The organism is Streptomyces sp. TLI_55, from assembly GCF_900206255.1.
Lineage (GTDB): Bacteria > Actinomycetota > Actinomycetes > Streptomycetales > Streptomycetaceae > Streptomyces > Streptomyces aquilus.
Map to the genome: position 1 here is coordinate 7156408 of NZ_OAOJ01000001.1, position 19334 is coordinate 7175741.

The 19334-nt window shown below is 72.9% G+C and carries 15 protein-coding genes and 1 pseudogene; 11 read left to right on the forward strand and 5 right to left on the reverse strand.

Annotated elements, in window-relative coordinates; translation table 11 throughout:
- The first annotated feature begins 95 nt into the window (after positions 1-95).
- Entirely contained in the window at positions 96-683 is a 588-nt protein-coding gene (locus CRP56_RS32860; RefSeq protein ID WP_097270188.1) for a PDZ domain-containing protein, read from the forward strand.
- On the opposite strand, the gene CRP56_RS32865 is transcribed toward CRP56_RS32860, so the two are convergent.
- Positions 676-1419, reverse strand: coding sequence for a metallophosphoesterase (locus CRP56_RS32865; RefSeq protein WP_179851181.1), 744 nt, complete (start codon positions 1417-1419; stop codon positions 676-678). The genes CRP56_RS32860 and CRP56_RS32865 overlap by 8 nt on opposite strands.
- A gap of 110 nt (positions 1420-1529) precedes the next feature.
- Here CRP56_RS32865 and CRP56_RS32870 point away from each other — a divergent pair.
- From CRP56_RS32870 to CRP56_RS32880, 3 genes and pseudogenes are all read left to right on the forward strand, one after another.
- Positions 1530-1640: pseudogene (locus CRP56_RS32870) on the forward strand (LysE family translocator); the annotation flags it as partial.
- 115 nt (positions 1641-1755) lie between these two features.
- Positions 1756-2883, forward strand: coding sequence for an aminopeptidase P family protein (locus CRP56_RS32875; RefSeq protein WP_097270192.1), 1128 nt, complete (start codon positions 1756-1758; stop codon positions 2881-2883).
- Between the two features lie 43 nt (positions 2884-2926).
- A complete protein-coding gene (locus CRP56_RS32880) occupies positions 2927-3868 on the forward strand; it encodes an aminoglycoside phosphotransferase family protein (RefSeq protein WP_097270194.1) in 942 nt (313 codons plus the stop codon).
- 61 nt (positions 3869-3929) lie between these two features.
- On the opposite strand, the gene treZ is transcribed toward CRP56_RS32880, so the two are convergent.
- On the reverse strand, positions 3930-5675 hold the full coding sequence (gene treZ, locus CRP56_RS32885; RefSeq protein WP_097270197.1) for a malto-oligosyltrehalose trehalohydrolase: 1746 nt from the start codon (positions 5673-5675) through the stop codon (positions 3930-3932).
- Positions 5676-5807: 132 nt separating this feature from the next.
- Between treZ and CRP56_RS32890 the strand changes: the two genes are divergently transcribed.
- The 3 genes from CRP56_RS32890 to CRP56_RS32900 all read left to right on the forward strand — a co-directional run bounded on the left by CRP56_RS32890 (position 5808) and on the right by CRP56_RS32900 (position 8300).
- The gene (locus tag CRP56_RS32890; RefSeq protein ID WP_097270199.1) at positions 5808-6359 is read left to right on the forward strand and encodes a DUF1707 and FHA domain-containing protein; all 552 of its coding nucleotides are present in this window, start codon (positions 5808-5810) and stop codon (positions 6357-6359) included.
- Positions 6360-6510: 151 nt separating this feature from the next.
- Entirely contained in the window at positions 6511-7884 is a 1374-nt protein-coding gene (locus CRP56_RS32895) for a M14 family zinc carboxypeptidase (RefSeq protein ID WP_097270201.1), read from the forward strand.
- Positions 7881-8300: an SSI family serine proteinase inhibitor gene (locus tag CRP56_RS32900; RefSeq protein WP_097270203.1), complete on the forward strand. Its 420-nt coding sequence runs from the start codon at positions 7881-7883 to the stop codon at positions 8298-8300. The genes CRP56_RS32895 and CRP56_RS32900 overlap by 4 nt, the downstream gene beginning before the upstream one ends.
- A gap of 50 nt (positions 8301-8350) precedes the next feature.
- Here CRP56_RS32900 and CRP56_RS32905 read toward each other — a convergent pair whose 3' ends face one another.
- The 3 genes from CRP56_RS32905 to glgX form a co-directional block, all read right to left on the reverse strand.
- The gene (locus CRP56_RS32905; RefSeq protein WP_097270205.1) at positions 8351-9601 is read right to left on the reverse strand and encodes a M14 family zinc carboxypeptidase; all 1251 of its coding nucleotides are present in this window, start codon (positions 9599-9601) and stop codon (positions 8351-8353) included.
- Positions 9602-10052: 451 nt separating this feature from the next.
- Positions 10053-12401 carry a malto-oligosyltrehalose synthase gene (treY, locus tag CRP56_RS32910; RefSeq protein WP_097270207.1) on the reverse strand — a complete coding sequence of 783 codons (2349 nt, stop codon included), beginning with the start codon at positions 12399-12401 and terminating at the stop codon, positions 10053-10055.
- Positions 12402-12493: 92 nt separating this feature from the next.
- Positions 12494-14611, reverse strand: a complete 2118-nt coding sequence (gene glgX, locus CRP56_RS32915) for a glycogen debranching protein GlgX (protein ID WP_097270209.1) — start codon at positions 14609-14611, stop codon at positions 12494-12496.
- Positions 14612-14792: 181 nt separating this feature from the next.
- On the opposite strand from glgX, the gene CRP56_RS32920 reads away from it, so the two are divergent.
- The 4 genes from CRP56_RS32920 (at position 14793) to CRP56_RS32935 (ending at position 19327) form a co-directional block, all read left to right on the forward strand.
- Positions 14793-15602 (forward strand): Tat pathway signal sequence domain protein, encoded by an 810-nt coding sequence (locus tag CRP56_RS32920; protein ID WP_097270211.1) that lies wholly within the window; start codon positions 14793-14795, stop codon positions 15600-15602.
- A gap of 231 nt (positions 15603-15833) precedes the next feature.
- On the forward strand, positions 15834-17150 hold the full coding sequence (locus CRP56_RS32925; protein WP_097270213.1) for a copper amine oxidase: 1317 nt from the start codon (positions 15834-15836) through the stop codon (positions 17148-17150).
- Between the two features lie 103 nt (positions 17151-17253).
- Positions 17254-18495: an SAV2148 family HEPN domain-containing protein gene (locus CRP56_RS32930; RefSeq protein ID WP_097270215.1), complete on the forward strand. Its 1242-nt coding sequence runs from the start codon at positions 17254-17256 to the stop codon at positions 18493-18495.
- 106 nt (positions 18496-18601) lie between these two features.
- Positions 18602-19327, forward strand: coding sequence for a 3'-5' exonuclease (locus CRP56_RS32935; protein ID WP_097270217.1), 726 nt, complete (start codon positions 18602-18604; stop codon positions 19325-19327).
- Positions 19328-19334 lie beyond the last annotated feature (7 nt).

Below are 19334 nucleotides of genomic sequence, written 5' to 3' on the forward strand. Positions count from 1 at the left end.
TCGTGGCACGTCGGGCGTCGGTGCGACGGGTAGAGCACCAGCCGGGACCGCCCCCGTATCCGCCGGAGGCGACCCGCGTCCGCCGGAGGCAAGCCATGGAACAGACCGCGTTGCGCCCCAAGCCGATGCCCGGCCAGGAGCCCGGCGGCGGCACCAGGCCCGGCCCCGCCCGGCGCCCGCACGCCGCCCGCCGGCGGGGCCGACGGCTGCGGACCGTGCTGTTCGCGCTGTTCGTCGGGACGGTACTGGTGCTCACCGGCGTCGGCCTCGGCACGGTCGGCGCCACAGTGATCGGCATGAGCAAGCTCGCCGAGATGCAACGGGAGGTGGGCGGGGCGGCCGCCCCGGGCCCGGCCGCGCCGCCTCACCGGGCCCCCTCACCGCCCCCTTCGCCCACCGCGTCCTCCTCGGCCGGCATCGCCGCGACCCTCGGAGTGGAGGCGGTGGACGCCGACAAGGTGGGCGCGCTGCTCGTCGGCGTCCATGTGCCCGGTCCCGGCTACACGGCCGGCCTGGTCCGGGGCGACGTACTCCTCCAGGTCGGCAAGAAGCGCGTCGACTCGGCGGCCGACCTCGCGCGCGCCGTCGCCGCCGTACGCCCCGGCAAGGCAGTCACGTTGACGGTCCGTCACCAGAGCGGCGGCTACCAGCAGTTGACCGCCGTTCCCGGCATCGTCACGTGACCACCCGGAAGTGGCTGGTGAGCCGCCCCGCGTCGTCCAGGACATGGAACGCCAATCCCACCGGCGCGTCCCGGTCCGCCACCTGGTCGCCCTCCCAGGGCAGCCGCAGCGTCCATGTCACCCCCGGCCCGACCACCAGCGGCCGCCCCGCGAAGGCGCTCGCCGCCGGGGTGTGGGCGTGCCCCGTGATCAGGCCCGCGATCTCCGGGCGGCGGTCGAGCAGCGCGGCCAGCCGCTCCGGTCGCGCCAACGGGTAGCGGTCCGGCAGCGGGTGGTGCAGCGCCACCGGTGGGTGATGGAAGGCGAGCAACGCCCGCCGCTCGCCGCCGAGTTCGTCGAGCGTGGCCTCGATCCAGCCGTACGTCTCGTCGTCCAGGGCCCCTTCGTCGGCGCCCGGAACGCTGGAGTCGCACATCAGCACCGCCGTGTCGTCGAAGACCCGGACGCTGTTGACCGGGCCGTCGGACGCGGGCACGCCGAGCAGCGCCTTGCGGTACGGGGCGCGGCTGTCGTGGTTGCCCGGGCAGGTCAGCACGGGGAACGGCGCGTCGCTCAGCAGGCGCGCGGCCTCCTCGTACTCCGCCTCCGCGCCGTGGTCCGCGATGTCCCCCGTCACCAGCAGCGCGTCCACCGCCCCGGGCAGCCCCCACAGGTGGTCGCGGACGCGCCTCGCGCGCGTGGTGGCCCTTTCGCTTCCGTCCAGATGCAGATCGCTGATGTGCGCGAGCACGAGCACGGCCGTATGCCTCCCCTGATGGGTGTTAATGGTGTGAGCGGATTCAAGCATTAGATCTAATGCTTGGGCAATCCATGGCCATTAAGTGGTGCGCGGCGAGGCCCACCATCGTCGGCCGGATGCGTGCCGTCCTGTCCCGCGCCGGGGTGCGCCGGCGGCTGGAGCAGGTCTCCGGCGGCGTCCTGCTCCTGCTCGGCGTCCGGATGGCGCTGGAGAACTGAGTCCCGGGCGAGACCGCCCCGGCGGGGACCGCCAACCGGCTCGCGCCGCCCCCGCCGACCGGGCAGGATGCTGCCCGTAGCCCCGTTGTCCCACTGTCCGCCCTGGGAGGCCCGGATGACCGGCAGCAAGACCGCGCCCTTCACCGCCGACGACTACCGGGCCCGCATGGAGCGCGCCGCCCGGGCGGCCGCCGACGCCGGACTCGCCGGACTGCTCGTGGCCCCCGGACCCGACCTGGTCTGGCTCACCGGCTACACCCCCACCGCGATCACCGAACGGCTCACGCTGCTGGTGCTCGCCCCCGGCCAGGACCCCGTCCTCGTCGTCCCCACCCTGGAGGCCCCCGACGCCGCCCACGCGGCGGGCGCGCCCGCGCTGACCCTGCGCGACTGGACCGACGGCAAGGACCCCTACGCCGCGACCGCCGCCCTCCTGGACTCCGGCGGCCGGTTCGGCATCAGCGACAACGCCTGGGCCATGCACCTGCTGGCCCTGCAGAAGACGCTGCCCGACACCTCCTACGCCGCCCTCACCGACGCCCTGCCGATGCTCCGGGCCGTCAAGGACGCGGCCGAACTGGAACTCCTGGCAGCCGCGGGCGCGGCCGCCGACGCAACGTTCGAGGAGATCCGGAACGTTCCCTTCGCCGGCCGCCGCGAGTCCGAGGTCGGCGCCGACCTCGCCGACCTGCTGCGCCGGTTCGGGCACTCCCAGGTCGACTTCACCATCGTCGCCTCGGGCCCCAACGGCGCCAACCCGCACCACGAGGTCGGCGACCGCGTCATCGAACGCGGCGACATGGTCGTCCTCGACTTCGGCGGTCTCAAGGACGGTTACGGCTCCGACACCTCCCGCACCGTCCACGTCGGCGAACCCACCGACGAGGAACGCCGGGTGCACGACCTCGTCCGCGAGGCGCAGGAGGCCGGCTTCCGGGCCGTACGACCCGGCGTCGCCTGCCAGGAGGTCGACCGCGCCGCCCGCAAGGTCATCGCCGACGCCGGCTACGGCGAGTACTTCATCCACCGCACCGGCCACGGCATCGGCGTCACCACCCACGAACCGCCCTACATGATCGAGGGCGAGGAGCAGCCCCTCGTCCCCGGCATGTGCTTCTCCGTGGAGCCCGGCGTCTACCTGCCCGGCCGCTTCGGCGTCCGCATCGAGGACATCGTCACGGTCACCGAGGACGGCGGCCGTCGACTCAACGACACCACCCGCGAGATGGTCATCGTGGACTGAACCCCCTTCAGGAGCCCCGACCCCGAGTGACAGCGGCGCGACCATGACCCAGGCACCGACACCCACCGCGGACACCGTCCGCCGGCTGGTCCGTTCCCTCCTCAAGGACGCCTCCGACGCGGCCGGACCCGAGATCCGGCCGGTCGCCGAGAGCGCCGAGCCCGTCGTCTGGTGGGTCGGCGGCCGCCATGTGCTGCGTCTCGCCGCCGACCGCGAGGCCACCGCGCGCCAGCGCCGCGAACTGCGCCTGCGCGACCTCGTCCGCGCGCACGTCCCGGTCGCCGTACCGACCAGCGTCGCCCACGGCGAGTGGGCGCCGGGGCTGACGTACACCCTCGACACCAAGCTGCCCGGCGGCGCGGCGCGCGAGCACGACGTGTCCGCCGTCGGCGAGGCCGACCTGGCCGCGCTGCTCACCGGGCTGCGCGAGGTGCCGGTCCGGCAGGCCGAGGCCCTCGGTGTCCCGCGCACCGCCCCGCGCTCCCTGGAGGCACTGCGCCGCGCCGCCGAGCGGGCCGCCGAACTCCTCGCCACAGCCGACGAGTTCGACCCCGCACGGCTCCACCAGCTCTCCCAGTCGGCCGCCGTGCAGCTCGCCGCGCAGCCCGGCACCGCCGTCCTCGTCCACCACGGACTCACCGGCGACCACCTCGTCGTCAGCGCCGACGGACGGGTGCGCGGCGTGCTCGGCTGGGCCGACGCGGTCCTCGGCGACCCCGCGGAGGACATCGCGTGCCTCGCCCTCGCCGTCGGCTCGCCCGCCGCGGTCCGCGCCGCCACCCTCGCCGGCTACGGCGCCCGCCCCTGCCTGCGCGGCCTGTGGCTCGCCCGCTGCGACGCCGTCGTCCGCCTCGCCGCCCACCTCCAGGGCCGCGACGAGACCCCCCTGCCGGAACTGCGCGGCCGGCTCCGCCACGCCTGGGAGGCGATCCTGCTGGAACGGGTGACGGAGCTGCGGGAGGACGCCGAGGAAGAGGAGATCTAGGCGGGTCGGCACGGGGCCGGGCGGGTCCTCCTGGGAAGCGGAGCCCTGACCGAGCCGCCGGTCACTCCTGCAACAGCACCACGCACGACTCCCCGGGCACCTCCAGCACGCCGTCCGCGCCCGGCGCCGCCACCGGCTCCCACGCGGCCAGCACACGCGCCTGACGGGGCCCCAGCGGGATCGCCGCGGTCTCCTTGGCCAGATTCACCGCCACCCGTACGTCCCCGCGCCGGAAGGCCAGCCAGCGCCGCCCCTCGTCGAAGGCCACCTTGGTGTCGGCGAGGTCCGGGTCGGTGAGGTCGGCCTGTTCATGCCGCAGGGCGATGAGACGGCGGTACCAGGCGAGCACGCGCGCGTGGGGCTCGCGGTCCGGCTCGGACCAGTCCAGGCAGGAGCGGTCCCGCGTCGCCGGGTCCTGCGGGTCGGGCACGTCCTCCTCCGCCCAGCCGTGCGCCGCGAACTCCCGCCGCCTGCCGCGCCGTACGGCCTCCGCGAGCTCCGGGTCGGTGTGGTCGGTGAAGAACTGCCAGGGCGTCCCCGCCGCCCACTCCTCGCCCATGAACAGCATCGGCGTGAACGGCGCGGTGAGGGTCAGCGTGGCGGCGCAGGCCAGCAGGCCGGGGGAGAGGGATGCCGAGAGGCGGTCGCCCTGGGCGCGGTTGCCCACCTGGTCGTGGGTCTGGCTGTAGCCGAGCAGCCGGTGCGCGGCCACCCGCGCGCGATCCAGCGGGCGGCCGTGGTGCCGGCCGCGGAAGCTGGAGTACGTGCCGTCGTGGAAGTACCCGCCGCCGAGCGTCTTGGCGAGCGCCGCGAAGGGCGCCCTGCCGAAGTCGGCGTAGTAGCCCTGCGACTCGCCCGTCAGCGCGGTGTGCAGACAGTGGTGGAAGTCGTCATTCCACTGGGCGTGAAGGCCCAGGCCGCCCTCCGCGCGCGGGGTGACCAGACGGGGGTCGTTCAGATCGGACTCGGCGATCAGGAACAGCGGCCGGCCCACCTCGGAGGCGAGGGCGTCGACCGCCGTCGACAGCTCCTCCAGGAAGTGGCACGCGCGCGTGTCCGCCAGCGCGTGCACCGCGTCCAGGCGCAGCCCGTCGAGCCGGTAGTCCCGCAGCCACGCCAGCGCACTGCCCACCAGATACGCGCGCACCTCGTCGGAGCCCGGCGCGTCCAGGTTCACGGCCGAGCCCCACGGCGTGTGGTGGGTGTCGGTGAAGTACGGGCCGAACGCGGGCAGGTAATTGCCCGACGGACCCAGGTGGTTGTGCACGACGTCCAGGACGACGCCGAGACCGAGCTCGTGCGCCCGGTCCACGAACCGCTTCAGCGCCTCGGGGCCGCCGTACGGCTCGTGCACCGCCCACAGCGACACGCCCTCGTAACCCCAGCCGTGCCGCCCGGGAAAGGGGCACAGCGGCATCAACTCCACGTGCGTGACGCCCAGTTCCGCCAGGTGCTCCAGGCGGCCCGCCGCCGCGTCCAGGGTGCCCTCGCGTGTGTACGTGCCCACGTGCAGCTCGTACAGGACCGCGCCCGGCAGCGGCCGTCCCGCCCACTCCGTACGCCACGTGTACCGGCCCTGGTCCACGACCGCGCTCAGCCCGTCCGGGCCGTCCGGCTGGCGGCGCGAGCGCGGGTCCGGCAGCACCGGGCCGTCGTCCACCGCGAAGCCGTACCGGCTGCCGTCCCGCGCCTCGGCCTCGCCCCGCCACCACCCCGCGCGGTCGGGATCGCGCTCCAACGCGCGCGTGACGCCGTCGCACTGGAGCGTCACACGGTCTGCCTGCGGTGCCCACACCTCGAACTGCACGGACGGTTCCCCTTCGTCTGCTCACCGTGATGTAGCCCGTCCATGGTGCTTCAAACGCGATCAGTCCGCGCGCGTGGCGGCCGTTCTCACGTTTTCTGGACACCCGGCGTTCACTGCCCGACAATCACGAGCGTGACGTCGTCCTTCGAGTTCAACACGTACCCCGCGCGGCTCTCCGACGCGGAGCGCGACAAGGCGCTGAAGGTGCTCCGCGACGGCGTCGCCATGGGCCGGCTGTCGCACGACACGTTCATCCGGCGGATGGAACTCGCGCTCGCCGCCCGCCGCTCGGACGAACTCGCGGCGCTCACCGCGGATCTGCCCGCCGAGAGCCGCTTCTCCCGCGTGGTCTTCGGCTCCGTCGAAGCGGTCTCCGGCTTCACCCAGCGGCTGAGGCGCGCCTGGCAGGCCGAGCGGCTGCCCAAGCTGCTGCTGCCCCATCCCGGCAACGGCCATCCGCTGCGCATCGGCCGCGACCCCGCCAACGGCCTGCGCCTGAGCCACGAAACGGTCTCGCGCGTGCACGCCGAACTGAGCCGCCAGGGCGGCATGTGGGTGCTGCGCGACCTCGGCTCCACCAACGGCACGACGGTGAACGGACGCCGTGTCATCGGGGCGGCCGTCGTGCGCGAGGGCGACCAGGTCGGGTTCGGCCGGATGTGGTTCCGGCTGGCCGCGAACTGAGGCCCCCGGCGGAGCCGAACCTTAGCTCTGGCCTGGGATTTGCTCGCTGTGACGCGCCCAATTCCCTGTGTGCACCGCGGTGTTGACGTACCAGGCAAGTCGTGACTGACTGTACGTCCACCATGCACATCAGGTGAACCGACGGCACCACATGGGGAGGTGTGCCCTGCCGCCCCTCCTGCGCTACCCGTCCGTCGACGAACTCGGCGCGCGCGCCGCCGCACTCGTCGCCCGCCACCCGCGTGACGCCCGGCTCCGCCCCGTCGGCACCTCCCGCGCGGGCAACCCGATGTGGCTGCTGTCCGTCGGCCACGGCAGCCGGCACGCCCTCGTCGTCGCCGGTCCGCACGCCAACGAACCCGTGGGCGGTGCCACCGTCCTGCACCTGGCCGAGCGCGCCCTCGCCGACCCCGGGCCCACCGAGGCCGCCGACGCCACCTGGAACCTGCTGCTCTGCCTCGATCCCGACGGCCTGCGTCGCAACGAGGGCTGGCTGCACGGCCCGTACACCCTCGGCCGCCACTTCCGGCACTTCTTCCGGCCCGGCTTCCTCGAACAGCCCGAGTGGCTGCCCGACGGCGCCGCAGCCGTCACCCTGCCGGAGACCCGCGCCCTCCTCGACCTCCAGGACGAGCTGCGGCCCTTCCTGCAGTGCTCCCTGCACGGCGTCGACGTCGGCGGCGGCTTCGTCGAGCTCACCCACGACCTGCCCGGGCTCGCCGGACGCGTCGCCCGGATCGCGGGCCGGCTCGGCATCCCGCGCGAACTCGGCGCGTACGACACCCTGTACTGGCCCGGCCTCGGACCCGCCGTCTACCGCATCCCGCCGCCGCGCCGGGGCGACCTGGCCGCGGCCATCACCGAGGCCGCCGTCGAGTCCACCTGGTTCCACCCCTACCGGCACGGCACCGTGACCGCGGTCGTCGAGGCGCCCATGTGGGGCGTGGCCACCGTCGAGGACGACTCGCCGCCCGTCGACGCGGACACCGTCCTGCGCCTCGTCAGCCGCACGCTGCGGCACGACACCGGCCTCCTGGAGCAGCTGCTCGCCCGGATCCGCCCGCACGTCGCCGCCGTACCGGACGCGGAACGGCTGCTCGCCCCGGTGGACGACTATTTACTGGTCTGCCCCGGCCTCGCCGACGCCTGGGACCCCGATGTCACCGGCATCGACGGCGGTCATCCGCTGCCGCCCCTGAGCACCGCCCACCTCGCCACCCTGCGCATCTCCGGCCGCCGCCTGGCGCTGCGCTCGGCGGGACTGCTGCACCAGCTCGTCACCGCCGCCGGCACCGACCCGGCCGGTGTGCTGCCCGAACTCGACCGGCTCATCGACCTGTGGTGCGCCGACTACCTCGACGGCTGCGGGGCCCGCTGGATCCCCATCGCCCGTCAGGTGGAGTACCAGGCGCGGGTGGTGCAGGCCGCGTTCGAACTGGCGGCCGGGCGGCACGCGCGCGTGGGCTCTCGTTCGGGTGAGTCGGGGTGGGGTTCCCCGACGGCCGTGCCGATGCAACGGGAATGAAGAACCGCACTGCACCGAAGGCGGCCCGGGGCGCTCTGCTCGCCGCGGCCGCCCTCCTCGTCGCCGGTACGGCCCCCGCCCAGGCGACGGCCCAGCACTCCCGCGCCGGCACCTGGCTCTACCTCACGGTCACCAAGGGCGACGCCCGCTCCAGCGACACCCGCGGCGCCCTCCTGCTGTGCGACCCGCCCCAGGGACACGGCCGCGCGGCCGAGGCCTGCGCGGAACTGGCGGCGGTCGACGGCGACCTCGCGGCCCTCCCGCCCAGGAAGGGCTTCTGCCCCATGCTCTACGCCCCGGTGACCGCACACGCGCGGGGCGAGTGGGACGGACGGCCCGTCGAGTACACGGAGACCTTCTCCAACGGCTGCGTGATGGCCGGACGCACCGGATCGGTGTTCGCGCTCGACAGCTGACGACCTGGCCGACGATCTGTAGGAGCTTCCCGCGGGTGGGGCGGCTGCGGTCACGCGGCCCGGTCGCGCGCGTGCCGCGCCGCCGCCACCACGGTGCGGGACTGATGCTCCACCTGGTCCTCCAACGGCACCCAGCGGGCCCGGAAGCGCACCGCGAACGTCTCGCTCCACGTCGCGACGAGCCGCTCCAGGCGCGGCGCCGCGGGGTCGTCGTGCTCGGTCAGGACCCGCAGCAGCATCGCCGCCGCCCGCAGCGGCAGCCGGCGCGCGAACGCGTCCACGCTGCCCACGTACGCGCGGGTGTTGTCCGCCGGGGCCGTGTGCGTCCAGTCCGCGGCCAGTCCCGGCACCAGGTCGAGACCCCACTTGGCGGCCCGCAGCAGCGGCCCGTCGACGCCGGGCAGCCGCGGCAGCGCGTCGGTCAGCACCCGCTCGACCCGGCGCGTGTCCAGCAGCAGCCGCTCCGCCAGCCTGCGCAGCGCCACCGCGGGCGCCGGATGCGGCACCGGGTCGTCGACCAGGTCGCTCGCCCACATCGGCACCTCGACGATCGCGGTCAGTCCGCCGTACCGGTGCGCGTGGTACCAGGTGCTGTTGCGCGCGTCGTCCGGCATGCTCGGGTACGCCGCCCCGGCGCCCGGCGAGGGCATCACATGCACGCCCGGCCCGGACGCCGGCCAGCCCGCGGCGTCCGAAGCGCCGGTCTCCACCGGGATGTTGAGCTCCGCCGCGGACTTGGCGAACGGCTCGGCGAGCCCTGGTATGTCCTTCGTCAGCTGCACCCAGCTGCCGCCCAGGTCGGTGCCGTGCAGCGTCACCTGGAGGTAGGGGCGCAGCTCGTCGATGACGCCGGTCAGGGCGCGGGTCTCGGGCGGCAGCCGGTCGGGCGGCAGCACCGCGGGCGACCACTCCGGCTGCTCGTGGCCCGCGGGGCGGAAGAAGCCCCGGTGGTACTCGAACAGGCTGCGTGGCGCCGGGGTCACATGCAGGGACGCCCCGTCGGGGTCCGCGCACAGCAAGAAGTGCCAGGACGTGTCCGCCCGCAACTCCTGCTCCCGTACGACCCGTTCGGCGACGTCGAGGAGGGTGGCGCCGCCGGTCGGCTCGTTGGCGTGGGCGCCGGCGACGACGAGCACGGCGCGTTCCGCGTGGCCCACGGACAGCAGCAGCAGGGGTCTGCCCGCCCGTGACCGGCCGATCTGCCGCAGGGTGCACAGAGCGGGCCGATGAGCCGCCAACGCCCGCGCCGACGCGACGACTTCGGTCACTGTGGGGTAGCGCAGCTCCGGCAGGAGACTCACCCCCGACACATCCGCCCGGCTTCGCAATCCGCAGTACCCCACGCTCTCCGTGGACTGTCAAGAACGCACCGGGGGAGGCTCCAGGGGGCGCCCAGATGCATTTACCGCCAGCAGGAAGGGCCGTGGGTGCCAGCGGGAGTGCCGGACCTCGCCGAACCGCGGTCGCGGGCACCGGCGCCCGGCAGGGCGCGCGGGCACGCGCGCGTGAGACGCCGTCGAGCACGGGTGCGGTGGCTGTCGACCCAGGCACGAGGACGGCGCCGACGCCTGCCACCACGCGCCGGTCGTCCGGCACGGGCCCCGGGAGCGCGCGCGGGCGCGAGCCGGTCGCGGGGCCAGGACCGCGGCGCACGGTGAAGGCGTGCACGCCGGGCACGCGTTCCCGAAACCCGTCAGGCGCGCGGCCCCCTGCCACCGCTCCCGGCCCGCAGCGCGCACCCCCCTTCCGCAGCTACCCGACCCTCTCCAGCAGCGCCACCGGCAGCCCCTCGAAAAGGTCCGCCACGCGTGCGTGTCCCGTGAACTCCCGGTCCGGGGTCAGCACGTCGGCCCACCGTCCCGGCGGCAGCGGCAGCCGGGTCTCGCCCCAGCCGCCCGCCTCCGCCAGCCGCAGCGACAGCCGGGTGACGGCGGTGACGACCTCCCCGGAGCGGGCGAACGCCAGACAGTGGGCCGCCGCCGGGCCCTCGGCGGTGAGCGGCGCGTACGACGCCGAGTCGCCGAACGCGGCAGGCCGCCGGGCGCGCAGCCGCAGCGCCGCCGCGGTCAACGCGCCCTTCTCGCCGGGCTCTTCCGGCGGGAACCGCACCGGACGCCGGTTGTCCGGGTCCACCAGCGCCCGGTACTCGGCCTCCGTGCCCTGGTAGACGTCCGGCACCCCGGGCATCGTCAGATGGACCAGCGCCGTGCCGAGCAGGTTCGCCCGCACCGACGGCTCCAGGGCCCCCCGGAAGGCCGCCACGTGCTCGCCCGGCACCCCGCAGGGCCCCGCCGCGACGAACGCCGCCACGGCCTCCTCGTAGGGCGGTTCCTGCTCCGTCCAGCTGGTGTACAGCCCGGCCTCGCGCACATGTTTCAGCAGCGCCCCCTGCACCCGGTCCGGGCTCGCCGGGCCGAGCCCGAACACGGTCTGCCAGGCCGCCCACGCCAGCTGGGCGTCGGGGACGCCGTCGCCGGTGCGCGTCACCTCGGCCAGCACGTCGGCCCAGCGCTGCGGGCACTCGGTGAGCACGGCGAGCGCGGCCCGTACGTCCGCGCTGCGCTTGGTGTCGTGCGTGGACACGACGGTCCCGGTGACCGGCCAGTCGCGCTGCACGCGCGCGCAGTAGGCGTGGAAGTCCTCCGGGGACACCGCCGGGCTGCCGGGATTCCCGCCCACCTCGGTCGCCGACAACAGCGGCACATAGCGGTAGAACGCCGTGTCCTCCACGGACTTGGCCCGCAGCGCCGACGACGTCTGCGCGAACCGCGCCCGGAACTCCAGGTGCTCCGGCCCGTCGCCCGCCCGCCCGAGCACCAGATCGCGGACGACGTCGACCGCGCCCGCCTCCTCCGGGACGACGAACGCCTGCCGCGCCTCCTCGGCGGCCTCCTCGGTCACGACCGACGCGGCGTCGATCGAGCCGTACGGCCGGTAGACCTCCATCCGCACCAGCAGCTCCTGGAGGGCCGTGCGCAGCGCCCAGGGCGCCCGGTCGCGCAGCGCGGGCTCCGGGGACGTGGCGCACAGCCGGACCGCCACCCGGGTCAGCCGCTCGGTCTCGGCCGCCAGCTCGTGCGTGAGCACCTTGTACGCCGCCCGCCGCACCGTCGCCTCCCACTGCCCGCCCCGGTCCGTCTGCGGGGCCGCGAACCGCCGGTACTGGCCGAGGAGTTCCCCGAAGCCCGCCGGGTCCGTGAAGACCCCGTCCACGTGCCGCAGCGCGTCATAGCCGGTGGTCCCCGCGACCGGCCAGGAGGCGGGCAGCGGCTCACCGTCCGCGAGGATCTTCTCCACGACCGTCCAGCGCCCGCCCGTCGCCTCGTGCAGCCGCAGCAGATAGGCGTCCGGGTCGGCGAGCCCGTCGGGATGGTCGATCCGCAGCCCGTCGACGACCCCGTCGTGGAGCAGCTGGAGGATCTTGCCGTGGCTGGCCTCGAACACCTCCGGGTCCTCCACCCGCACCCCGATCAGCTCCGAGATGCTGAAGAACCGCCGGTAGTTGAGCTCGGTACGGGCCAGCCGCCACCACGCGAGCCGGTACCACTGGGCGTCGAGCAACTGCGGCAGCGGCAGGTCCCGGGTGCCCTCGCGGAGCGGGAAGGCGTGGTCGTAGTAGCGCAGGACGTCCCCGTCGACCACCAGCCGCTCCAGCTCGCCGCCGAGCGGGCCCCCGAGCACCGGCAGCAGGATCTGCCCGCCCTGCGCCTCCCAGTCGACGTCGAACCAGCGCGCGTACGGCGACTTCGGGCCCTCCCGCAACACCTCCCACAGCGCCCGGTTGTGCCGCGGGGCCATCGCCATGTGGTTCGGCACGATGTCCACCACCAGGCCCAGACCGTGCTCCCGCGCGGTCCGCGCGAGCGCGCGCAGACCCTCCTCACCGCCCAGTTCGCCGCGCACGCGCGCGTGGTCGACGACGTCGTAGCCGTGCAGGGAGCCGGGGACGGCCTCCAGGACGGGGGACAGGTGCAGGTGCGAGACGCCGAGCGAGGCGAGGTACGGCACGGCCGCCGCGGCGGCGTCGAAGGGGAACTCGGGCTGCAGCTGAAGCCGGTAGGTGGCCGTCGGCACCGCCGGGTCGGGTCGCGCAGGTGTCATGCAGACCTACGTACCCGCCCCGCCGCCTTTCGTGTCATCACCCCCTGCATCTCCGTACGGCTGATCGGCCCACTCGGCCGCCGCGCTCGTGGCTAGACCGGCCGCTGCAACACCGTCATGCTCCGGTCCACCAGCGTCAGCCGGTCCCCGGCCCGCACCTTCGGGCCGGAGCCCTGCGGCTGCCCCTCCGCGCGCGCGGTGTCGACGACGACCTCCCACTGGCGGCCGTGGTTGACCGGCACCACGAAGTCCAGCGTCTTGTGCGAGGCGTTGAACATCAGCAGGAACGAGTCGTCGCCGATGCGCTCCCCGCGCGGGCCGGGCTCGGAGATCGCGTTGCCGTTGAGGAACACCGAGAGGGCCGACGCCTTCGCCCGGTCCCAGTCCCGCTGGGTCATCTCCTCGCCCTCCGGGGTGAACCAGGCGATGTCCGACAGATCGTCATGGGTGCCCTCCACGGGGCGCCCGTGGAAGAAGCGCCGGCGGCGGAAGACCGGATGGTCCCGGCGCAGCCACACCATCGCGCGCGTGAAGGCCAGCAGATCGCCGAACACCTCGCCGTCCTCCGGCCACTGCACCCACGCCAGCTCGCTGTCCTGGCAGTAGGCGTTGTTGTTGCCGCGCTGGGTGCGGGCGAACTCGTCGCCGTGGCTGAGCATCGGCACACCCTGGGACAGCATCAGCGTCGCGATGAAGTTGCGCATCTGGCGGGCGCGCAGCTCCAGCACCTGCGGGTCGTCGGTGTCGCCCTCGGCCCCGCAGTTCCAGGACCGGTTGTGACTCTCGCCGTCCCGGTTCTCCTCGCCGTTGGCCATGTTGTGCTTGTCGTTGTACGAGACGAGGTCGTGCAGCGTGAAGCCGTCGTGGCAGGTCACGAAGTTGATGGAGGCCAGCGGGCGGCGTCCGTCGTCCTGGTAGAGGTCCGAGGAACCGGTCAGCCGGGACGCGAACTCCGCGACCGCGCGCCGCTCCCCGCGCCACAGGTCGCGCACGGTGTCGCGGTACTTGCCGTTCCACTCGGTCCACAGCGGCGGGAAGTTGCCCACCTGGTAGCCGCCCTCGCCGACGTCCCACGGCTCGGCGATCAGCTTCACCTGCGAGACCACCGGGTCCTGCTGCACCAGGTCGAAGAACGACGACAGCCGGTCCACCTCGTGGAACTGCCGGGCCAGGGTCGCCGCGAGGTCGAAGCGGAAGCCGTCGACATGCATCTCGGTGACCCAGTAGCGCAGCGAGTCCATGATCAGCTGCAGGACGTGCGGGGAGCGCATCAGCAGGGAGTTGCCGGTGCCCGTGGTGTCCATGTAGTAGCGGGGATCGTCGGTGAGGCGGTAGTAGGACGGGTTGTCCAGGCCCCGGAAGGACAGCGTCGGGCCCAGGTGGTTGCCCTCCGCGGTGTGGTTGTAGACGACGTCGAGGATGACCTCGATCCCGGCCTCGTGCAGCGCGCGGACCGCCGACTTGAACTCCAGGACCTGCTGGCCGCGGTCGCCCCAGGAGGCGTAGGCGTTGTGCGGGGCGAAGAAGCCGATCGTGTTGTAGCCCCAGTAGTTGTTGAGGCCCATGTCGACCAGCCGGTGGTCGTTGACGAACTGATGGACCGGCATCAGCTCCAGCGCCGTCACGCCCAGCTCGGTGAGGTGTTCGATGATCGCCGGATGCGCGAGGGCGGCGTACGTACCCCGCAGTTCCTCGGGCAGGCCCGGGTGGCGCATGGTGAGGCCCTTCACATGGGCCTCGTAGATCACCGTGTGGTGGTAGTCGGTACGGGGACGGCGGTCGTCGCCCCAGTCGAAGTACGGGTTGACCACGACCGAGCTCATGGTGTGCGGGGCGGAGTCCAGGTCGTTGCGCTTCTCGGGCGCGTCGAAGTGGTAGCCGTACACCTCCTCGCCCCACCGGATCGAACCGCTGATCGCACGCGCGTACGGATCGAGCAGCAGCTTCGCGGAGTTGCAGCGCAGTCCGCGCTCCGGGGCGTACGGGCCGTGCACCCGGAATCCGTACCGTTGTCCCGGCATCACGCCGGGCAGATACGCGTGCCGTACGAACGCGTCGGACTCGCGCAGTTCCACCGCCGTCTCCGAGCCGTCGTCGTGCAGCAGACACAGCTCAACTCGGTCCGCGGCCTCCGTGAAGACCGCGAAGTTCGTACCGGCGCCGTCGTACGTGGCACCGAGTGGATATGCCTCTCCAGGCCAGACCTGCATGGACACGACTCTTTCAGCTCGTCGCCGCCGCCGTGGCGCCTTGACCACGAGTCTCCACGAAAGTGATGGAACCTCCTATGACTTACGTCCCTCTTACCCGGCGACCAGTGCATACGCGGTATGCCGAAACGTGTGGGGCTGAGACGTACTCCCGGGATCGAAGGGGGAGTAGGGGGAAGATGTGCGCAAGATAGTGCACCGCCATCTTGGCAAGGTGGTGGCAGGTGCGGCCATCGCGGTGGCCTCGACCGCCGTGATGGTCGGGGTCACCCTGCCGGGGACGGCGGGCGCCGACGAAACGGGCGGGACCAAGGGCGACGGCAAGGCGGCCGCCCAGCAGCTGGGGCAGGACGAGCAGGGCGCGCCCGTCGCGCCGGGCGTCGTCCAGGAGGCCCCGGCCGAAGGGGACAAGGGCAAGGGCAGCGATCCGCTGACCGACGACGAGATCGCCCGGGCCCAGAAGATCGCCGTGAACCGGCAGACGTTCGCCGCGACGCAGAACGTGGACGGCGAGCGCGGTCCGCAGCAGCTGACCGTCGACCTGGCCGAGCCGGAGAACGACGGCACCGACACCTCCCGGCGGGCCGAGGTGTCGTACTACGACTACCGGGACGACACGCTCGTCACCAAGACCGTCGACCTGGACACCGGGAAGGTCGTGGACTCCACCGACCAGCAAGGCGTCCAGCCGCCGCCGAGCCGCGCCGAGAGCAGTGCGGCGGCGGCCCTGCTGATCGCCGACCCGCTGGGAGCCGGCCTCAAGGCCGACTACAAGGACGCGATGGGCAAGGAACTCACCTCGCCGGACCAGCTGCAGCTGAGCGGCGGCGTCTACCGGGCCACGCCGGGCGCGCAGCCTACCGCGCTGGACAAGTGCGGCGAGCACCGCTGCGTGCGGCTGTTCACGAAGGTCAAGAACGGGCCGTGGATCGACACCACGTTCCTGGTCGTCGACCTGAGCGCCCGCAAGGTCGCCGAACTCAAGCACTGAGCCCGACGACTCGGCCGCTGAGCCGACCGCTCGGTCGCTGAGCCGATCACTCAGGCCGCTCGGCCGCTGACCTGGCGGCTCGGCCGCAGACCAGACCGCTCCACCGCCACCGCCCGGCCATCGAGCCACGACAGTCGAACCGACCACCCGGCTGCCGTACGCGCTCCCTTGCCGGGCCGGCCTCCGTCCACTTTTCGAACTCGCACCTCCTGCAAGGGAGTCACTTTCTTCATGCGCGCCAACAGAATCAGCCACGCCCGCAGCCGGACGGCGGCCCTCGGCCTCGCCGTCGCCGCGCTGGCCGCCGGACTGACCACCGGAGCCGGACCGGCCACCGCGCAGCCGCAGAGCGCCGCCGCGGCCGCGCCCGACTGCAGCGCCGCCTACCGCATCGAGCAGAAGCTCGCCAGCGGCACCACCTGGCGGATGTGCTGGCGTTACGACAGCATGGCCGGGCTCGTCCTGGACGACATCACCTACCAGCCCAAGGGCGAGCCGGCCCCGATCAAGGTCCTCAACAGCGCCCGGCTCGGCCAGATCCACGTCCCGTACGACGACGGGCGGGCCGAGTACGACGACCTGACGGGCCAGGACTTCGCCAAGTACCTGATGAACCTGGCGCCCGCCGAATGTCCCGGCGGCACCATCAAGACCGTCAAGATCCCGGATCCGTACCCGGACCAGAACCCCAACGTCAAGGGCCTGTGCACCACCACCCGGTCCCGCGGACACGCCTACCGCATGCAGGGCGACACCGCGAACAAGGTCTACCAGGCCCAGGGCAAGGACTTCCTCGTCTACGCGGTCAACCAGGTCGGCTGGTACGAGTACATGACCGAGTACCGGTTCCAGGACGACGGCACCATCAACATGAACGTCGGCGCCACCGGCACCCTCTCGCCGTTCGACTACGACGCGGGCGACGGCAAGGGCTGGCCCATCGGCAAGGGCGCCGCCAAGGACAAGGCCACCAGCCACACCCACAACGTCTTCTGGCGGCTCGACTTCGCCCTCGACGGCTCCACCAAGAACCGGGTCGAGCAGTACGACTCGACGCTCACCCCGCGCGGCGCGGACACCCCCACGGTCAAGACCACCCGCACCAAGGTCACCAAGGAGCTCGCAGGCGACGCCAAGACCTACCGCTGGTGGCGGATGGTCAGCGCGACCGGCAAGAACAAGGACGACCACGCGCGGTCCTACGAGTTCGTCCCCGGCCCCACCACCCGCTACCCGGGCCGCAGTTACACCAAGCACGACATCTACTTCACCCAGTACGACAAGTGCGAGCTGTTCTCCAGCAACAACCCGCGCTGCGACCGCGACCACCCCAAGTCCGTGGACAAGTGGGTCAACGGCCAGACGCTCACGCACCCGGTCGCCTGGGTCAACGTCGGCTTCCACCACATCGCCCGCGACGAGGACCAGCAGCCGATGCCGGTGCACTGGCAGGGCTTCTCGATCGTCCCGCGCGACGTCACCGCTATGAATCCGCTCACTCCGGCGGAGCTCGCCGGGCAGAACGGCAACTACACAGGCGGTAGTTGAGAAACGACCCTGTCCATCCGGCTGCACCGCCGACCACTCCCGGAGTACCCTTCCTTGATCGTTGGCACGGGGAGAGCTCGGGGGAGCGGAAGGCGGTGCGCGGGTGGGCTCGGGAGGGCTGGAGTTGCCCCCTGGTGACGAGGGTCACGAGGGGAACTCCGCAGACGTCCCGCCCGGCACGGTGTCGCTGGCCCGGCCCATGGACGCCGCCGGTTCCATCGGGCCGGAGCTGGACTGGGACGCCGACGCCTGGCGTGAGGTGCGTACGCGCGCCCAGCGAGCCGGCCGGGCCTACATCTGGCTGAACCTGGTCGAACAGCGGCTGCGCGCGGTCGTGGCCGCTGTTCTGCGTCCCATCTACGAACCCGTCCACGGCGACGACTGGGTGGTGGCCGCCGCCGGCCCGGCCGGCCAGGAATGGGTGCAGCGCGCGGTCGCCGTACGCGAAGTCAGCCGCCGCAAGGGCTACTTGCTCGACCCGGCCGACGACAACGTCCTGAGTTTCCTCACGCTGCCGCAGCTGCGGGAGCTGATGGTGCAGCACTGGCCGTGCTTCGAGCCCTACGTCGACGAGCGCCGGGACGTCGAACTCGCCCTGGACGAACTGGAAGTGACCCGCAACGTCGTCTCCCGCAACCGGGCCCTGTCCGAGGCTGTGCTGAGCCAGGCCGAACGGGCCTCGGCGCGTCTGCTCGAGATACTCGGCGCGGGCGGAGACGTCCCCTCCGCGCGCAGGCTGCCCGTGGACGCGGTCGAGGACCTCGTCGGCGACCGGTACGCGGACGTGGTCGCCGTGCACCCCGACCGGGTGCGGCTGCTGCGCCAGTTCCCCGCCGAGGACATCTTCGGCGGCGCCCGCCGCCTCGACGCGGTCGGCATCGGACTCAACCTCCTCGTGCAGAACTTCTCCGGCCGGCGCCTGGTGCGGCTCGCCGAGGCGGGCTGCCGGGTGCGGCTGCTGTTCCTGAACCCCGCGTCCAGCGCCGTCAAGCGGCGCGAGCGGGAACTGGGCATGAAACGCGGTGAGTTGAGCCGGGCCGTCGAGATGAACATCCTCCACATGCGCCGGGTGCGCTCCCGGCTGCGCGACCCGGGCGCCTTCGAGATCCAGGTCTACGACGAGACACCGCGCTTCTCCGCCTACCTCGTCGACGGCGACGGCGCGGACGGGGTCGGCGTCGTGCAGTCCTATCTGCGGCGGTCGCGGGGGATGGAGGCACCGGTGCTGGTGCTGCGCAACGGGAACAAGGTCGTCAAACCGGGCGAGATCGACGAGAGCGGTCTTTTCCCGACGTATCGCGAGGAGTTCGAGATGACTTGGGTGGATTCGCGTCCGGTGTCGTGAACGTCCCCCGCGGTGCGGTAACCGGAACGCGATCCTCTGATTGTCAGTGGCGCATGGGATCGTGGAGACCACTGGGGGAAAGCACCACCAAGAAGGGGGACCACCCATGGGCTGGCACCGGGAGCTGCTGATCGGCTTCGACCTGGAGACGACCGGGACCGATCCGCGCGAGGCGCGCATCGTCACGGGGGCCGTGATCGAGGTGAGGGCCGGGCAGGTCATGGGCCACCGCGAGTGGCTCGCCGATCCGGGCGTGGAGATCCCGGCGGACGCGGTCGCGGTCCACGGCATCAGCAACGAACGCGCGACCGCCGAGGGCAGGCCCGCAGACCAGGTCGCCGACGCCATCGCGGACGTGCTCGCGACCTACTGGAAGACAGGCGTCCCGGTCGTCGCCTACAACGCGGCCTTCGACCTGACCCTGCTCTCCGCGGAACTGCACCGCCACGGCCTGCCGTCCCTGCGCGACCGCCTCGGCGGCGTCGACCCTGCCCCGGTCGTCGACCCGTACACGATCGACCGCGCCGTCGACCGCTACCGCCGCGGCAAGCGCAACCTCGAAGCCGTCTGCGGGGAGTACGGAGTCCCGCTCGACTCCGCCCACGAGGCCTCCGCCGACGCCCTCGCGGCGGCCCGCCTCGCCTGCGCGATAGCCGACCGCCACCCCAAGATCGCCGCCCTCGGCCCGGCCGACCTGCACCGCAGCCAGATCACCTGGTACGCGGAATGGGCGGCGGACTTCCAGAGTTTCCTGCGCCGCAAGGGAGAGACGGACGCCGTGGTGGACGGGACCTGGCCGCTGCGGGAGCTGACGGCGGACGAGACGGTCTGACCCGTCC

Coding starts and splice junctions, on each gene's coding strand:
- CRP56_RS32900 (WP_097270203.1), top strand. CDS start 7,881: ATGAAGAACCGCACTGCACCGAAGGCGGCCCGGGGCGCTCTGCTCGCC.
- glgX (WP_097270209.1), bottom strand. CDS start 14,611: ATGCAGGTCTGGCCTGGAGAGGCATATCCACTCGGTGCCACGTACGAC.
- CRP56_RS32895 (WP_097270201.1), top strand. CDS start 6,511: ATGGGGAGGTGTGCCCTGCCGCCCCTCCTGCGCTACCCGTCCGTCGAC.
- CRP56_RS32880 (WP_097270194.1), top strand. CDS start 2,927: ATGACCCAGGCACCGACACCCACCGCGGACACCGTCCGCCGGCTGGTC.
- CRP56_RS32860 (WP_097270188.1), top strand. CDS start 96: ATGGAACAGACCGCGTTGCGCCCCAAGCCGATGCCCGGCCAGGAGCCC.
- CRP56_RS32925 (WP_097270213.1), top strand. CDS start 15,834: ATGCGCGCCAACAGAATCAGCCACGCCCGCAGCCGGACGGCGGCCCTC.
- treY (WP_097270207.1), bottom strand. CDS start 12,401: ATGACACCTGCGCGACCCGACCCGGCGGTGCCGACGGCCACCTACCGG.
- CRP56_RS32935 (WP_097270217.1), top strand. CDS start 18,602: ATGGGCTGGCACCGGGAGCTGCTGATCGGCTTCGACCTGGAGACGACC.
- CRP56_RS32875 (WP_097270192.1), top strand. CDS start 1,756: ATGACCGGCAGCAAGACCGCGCCCTTCACCGCCGACGACTACCGGGCC.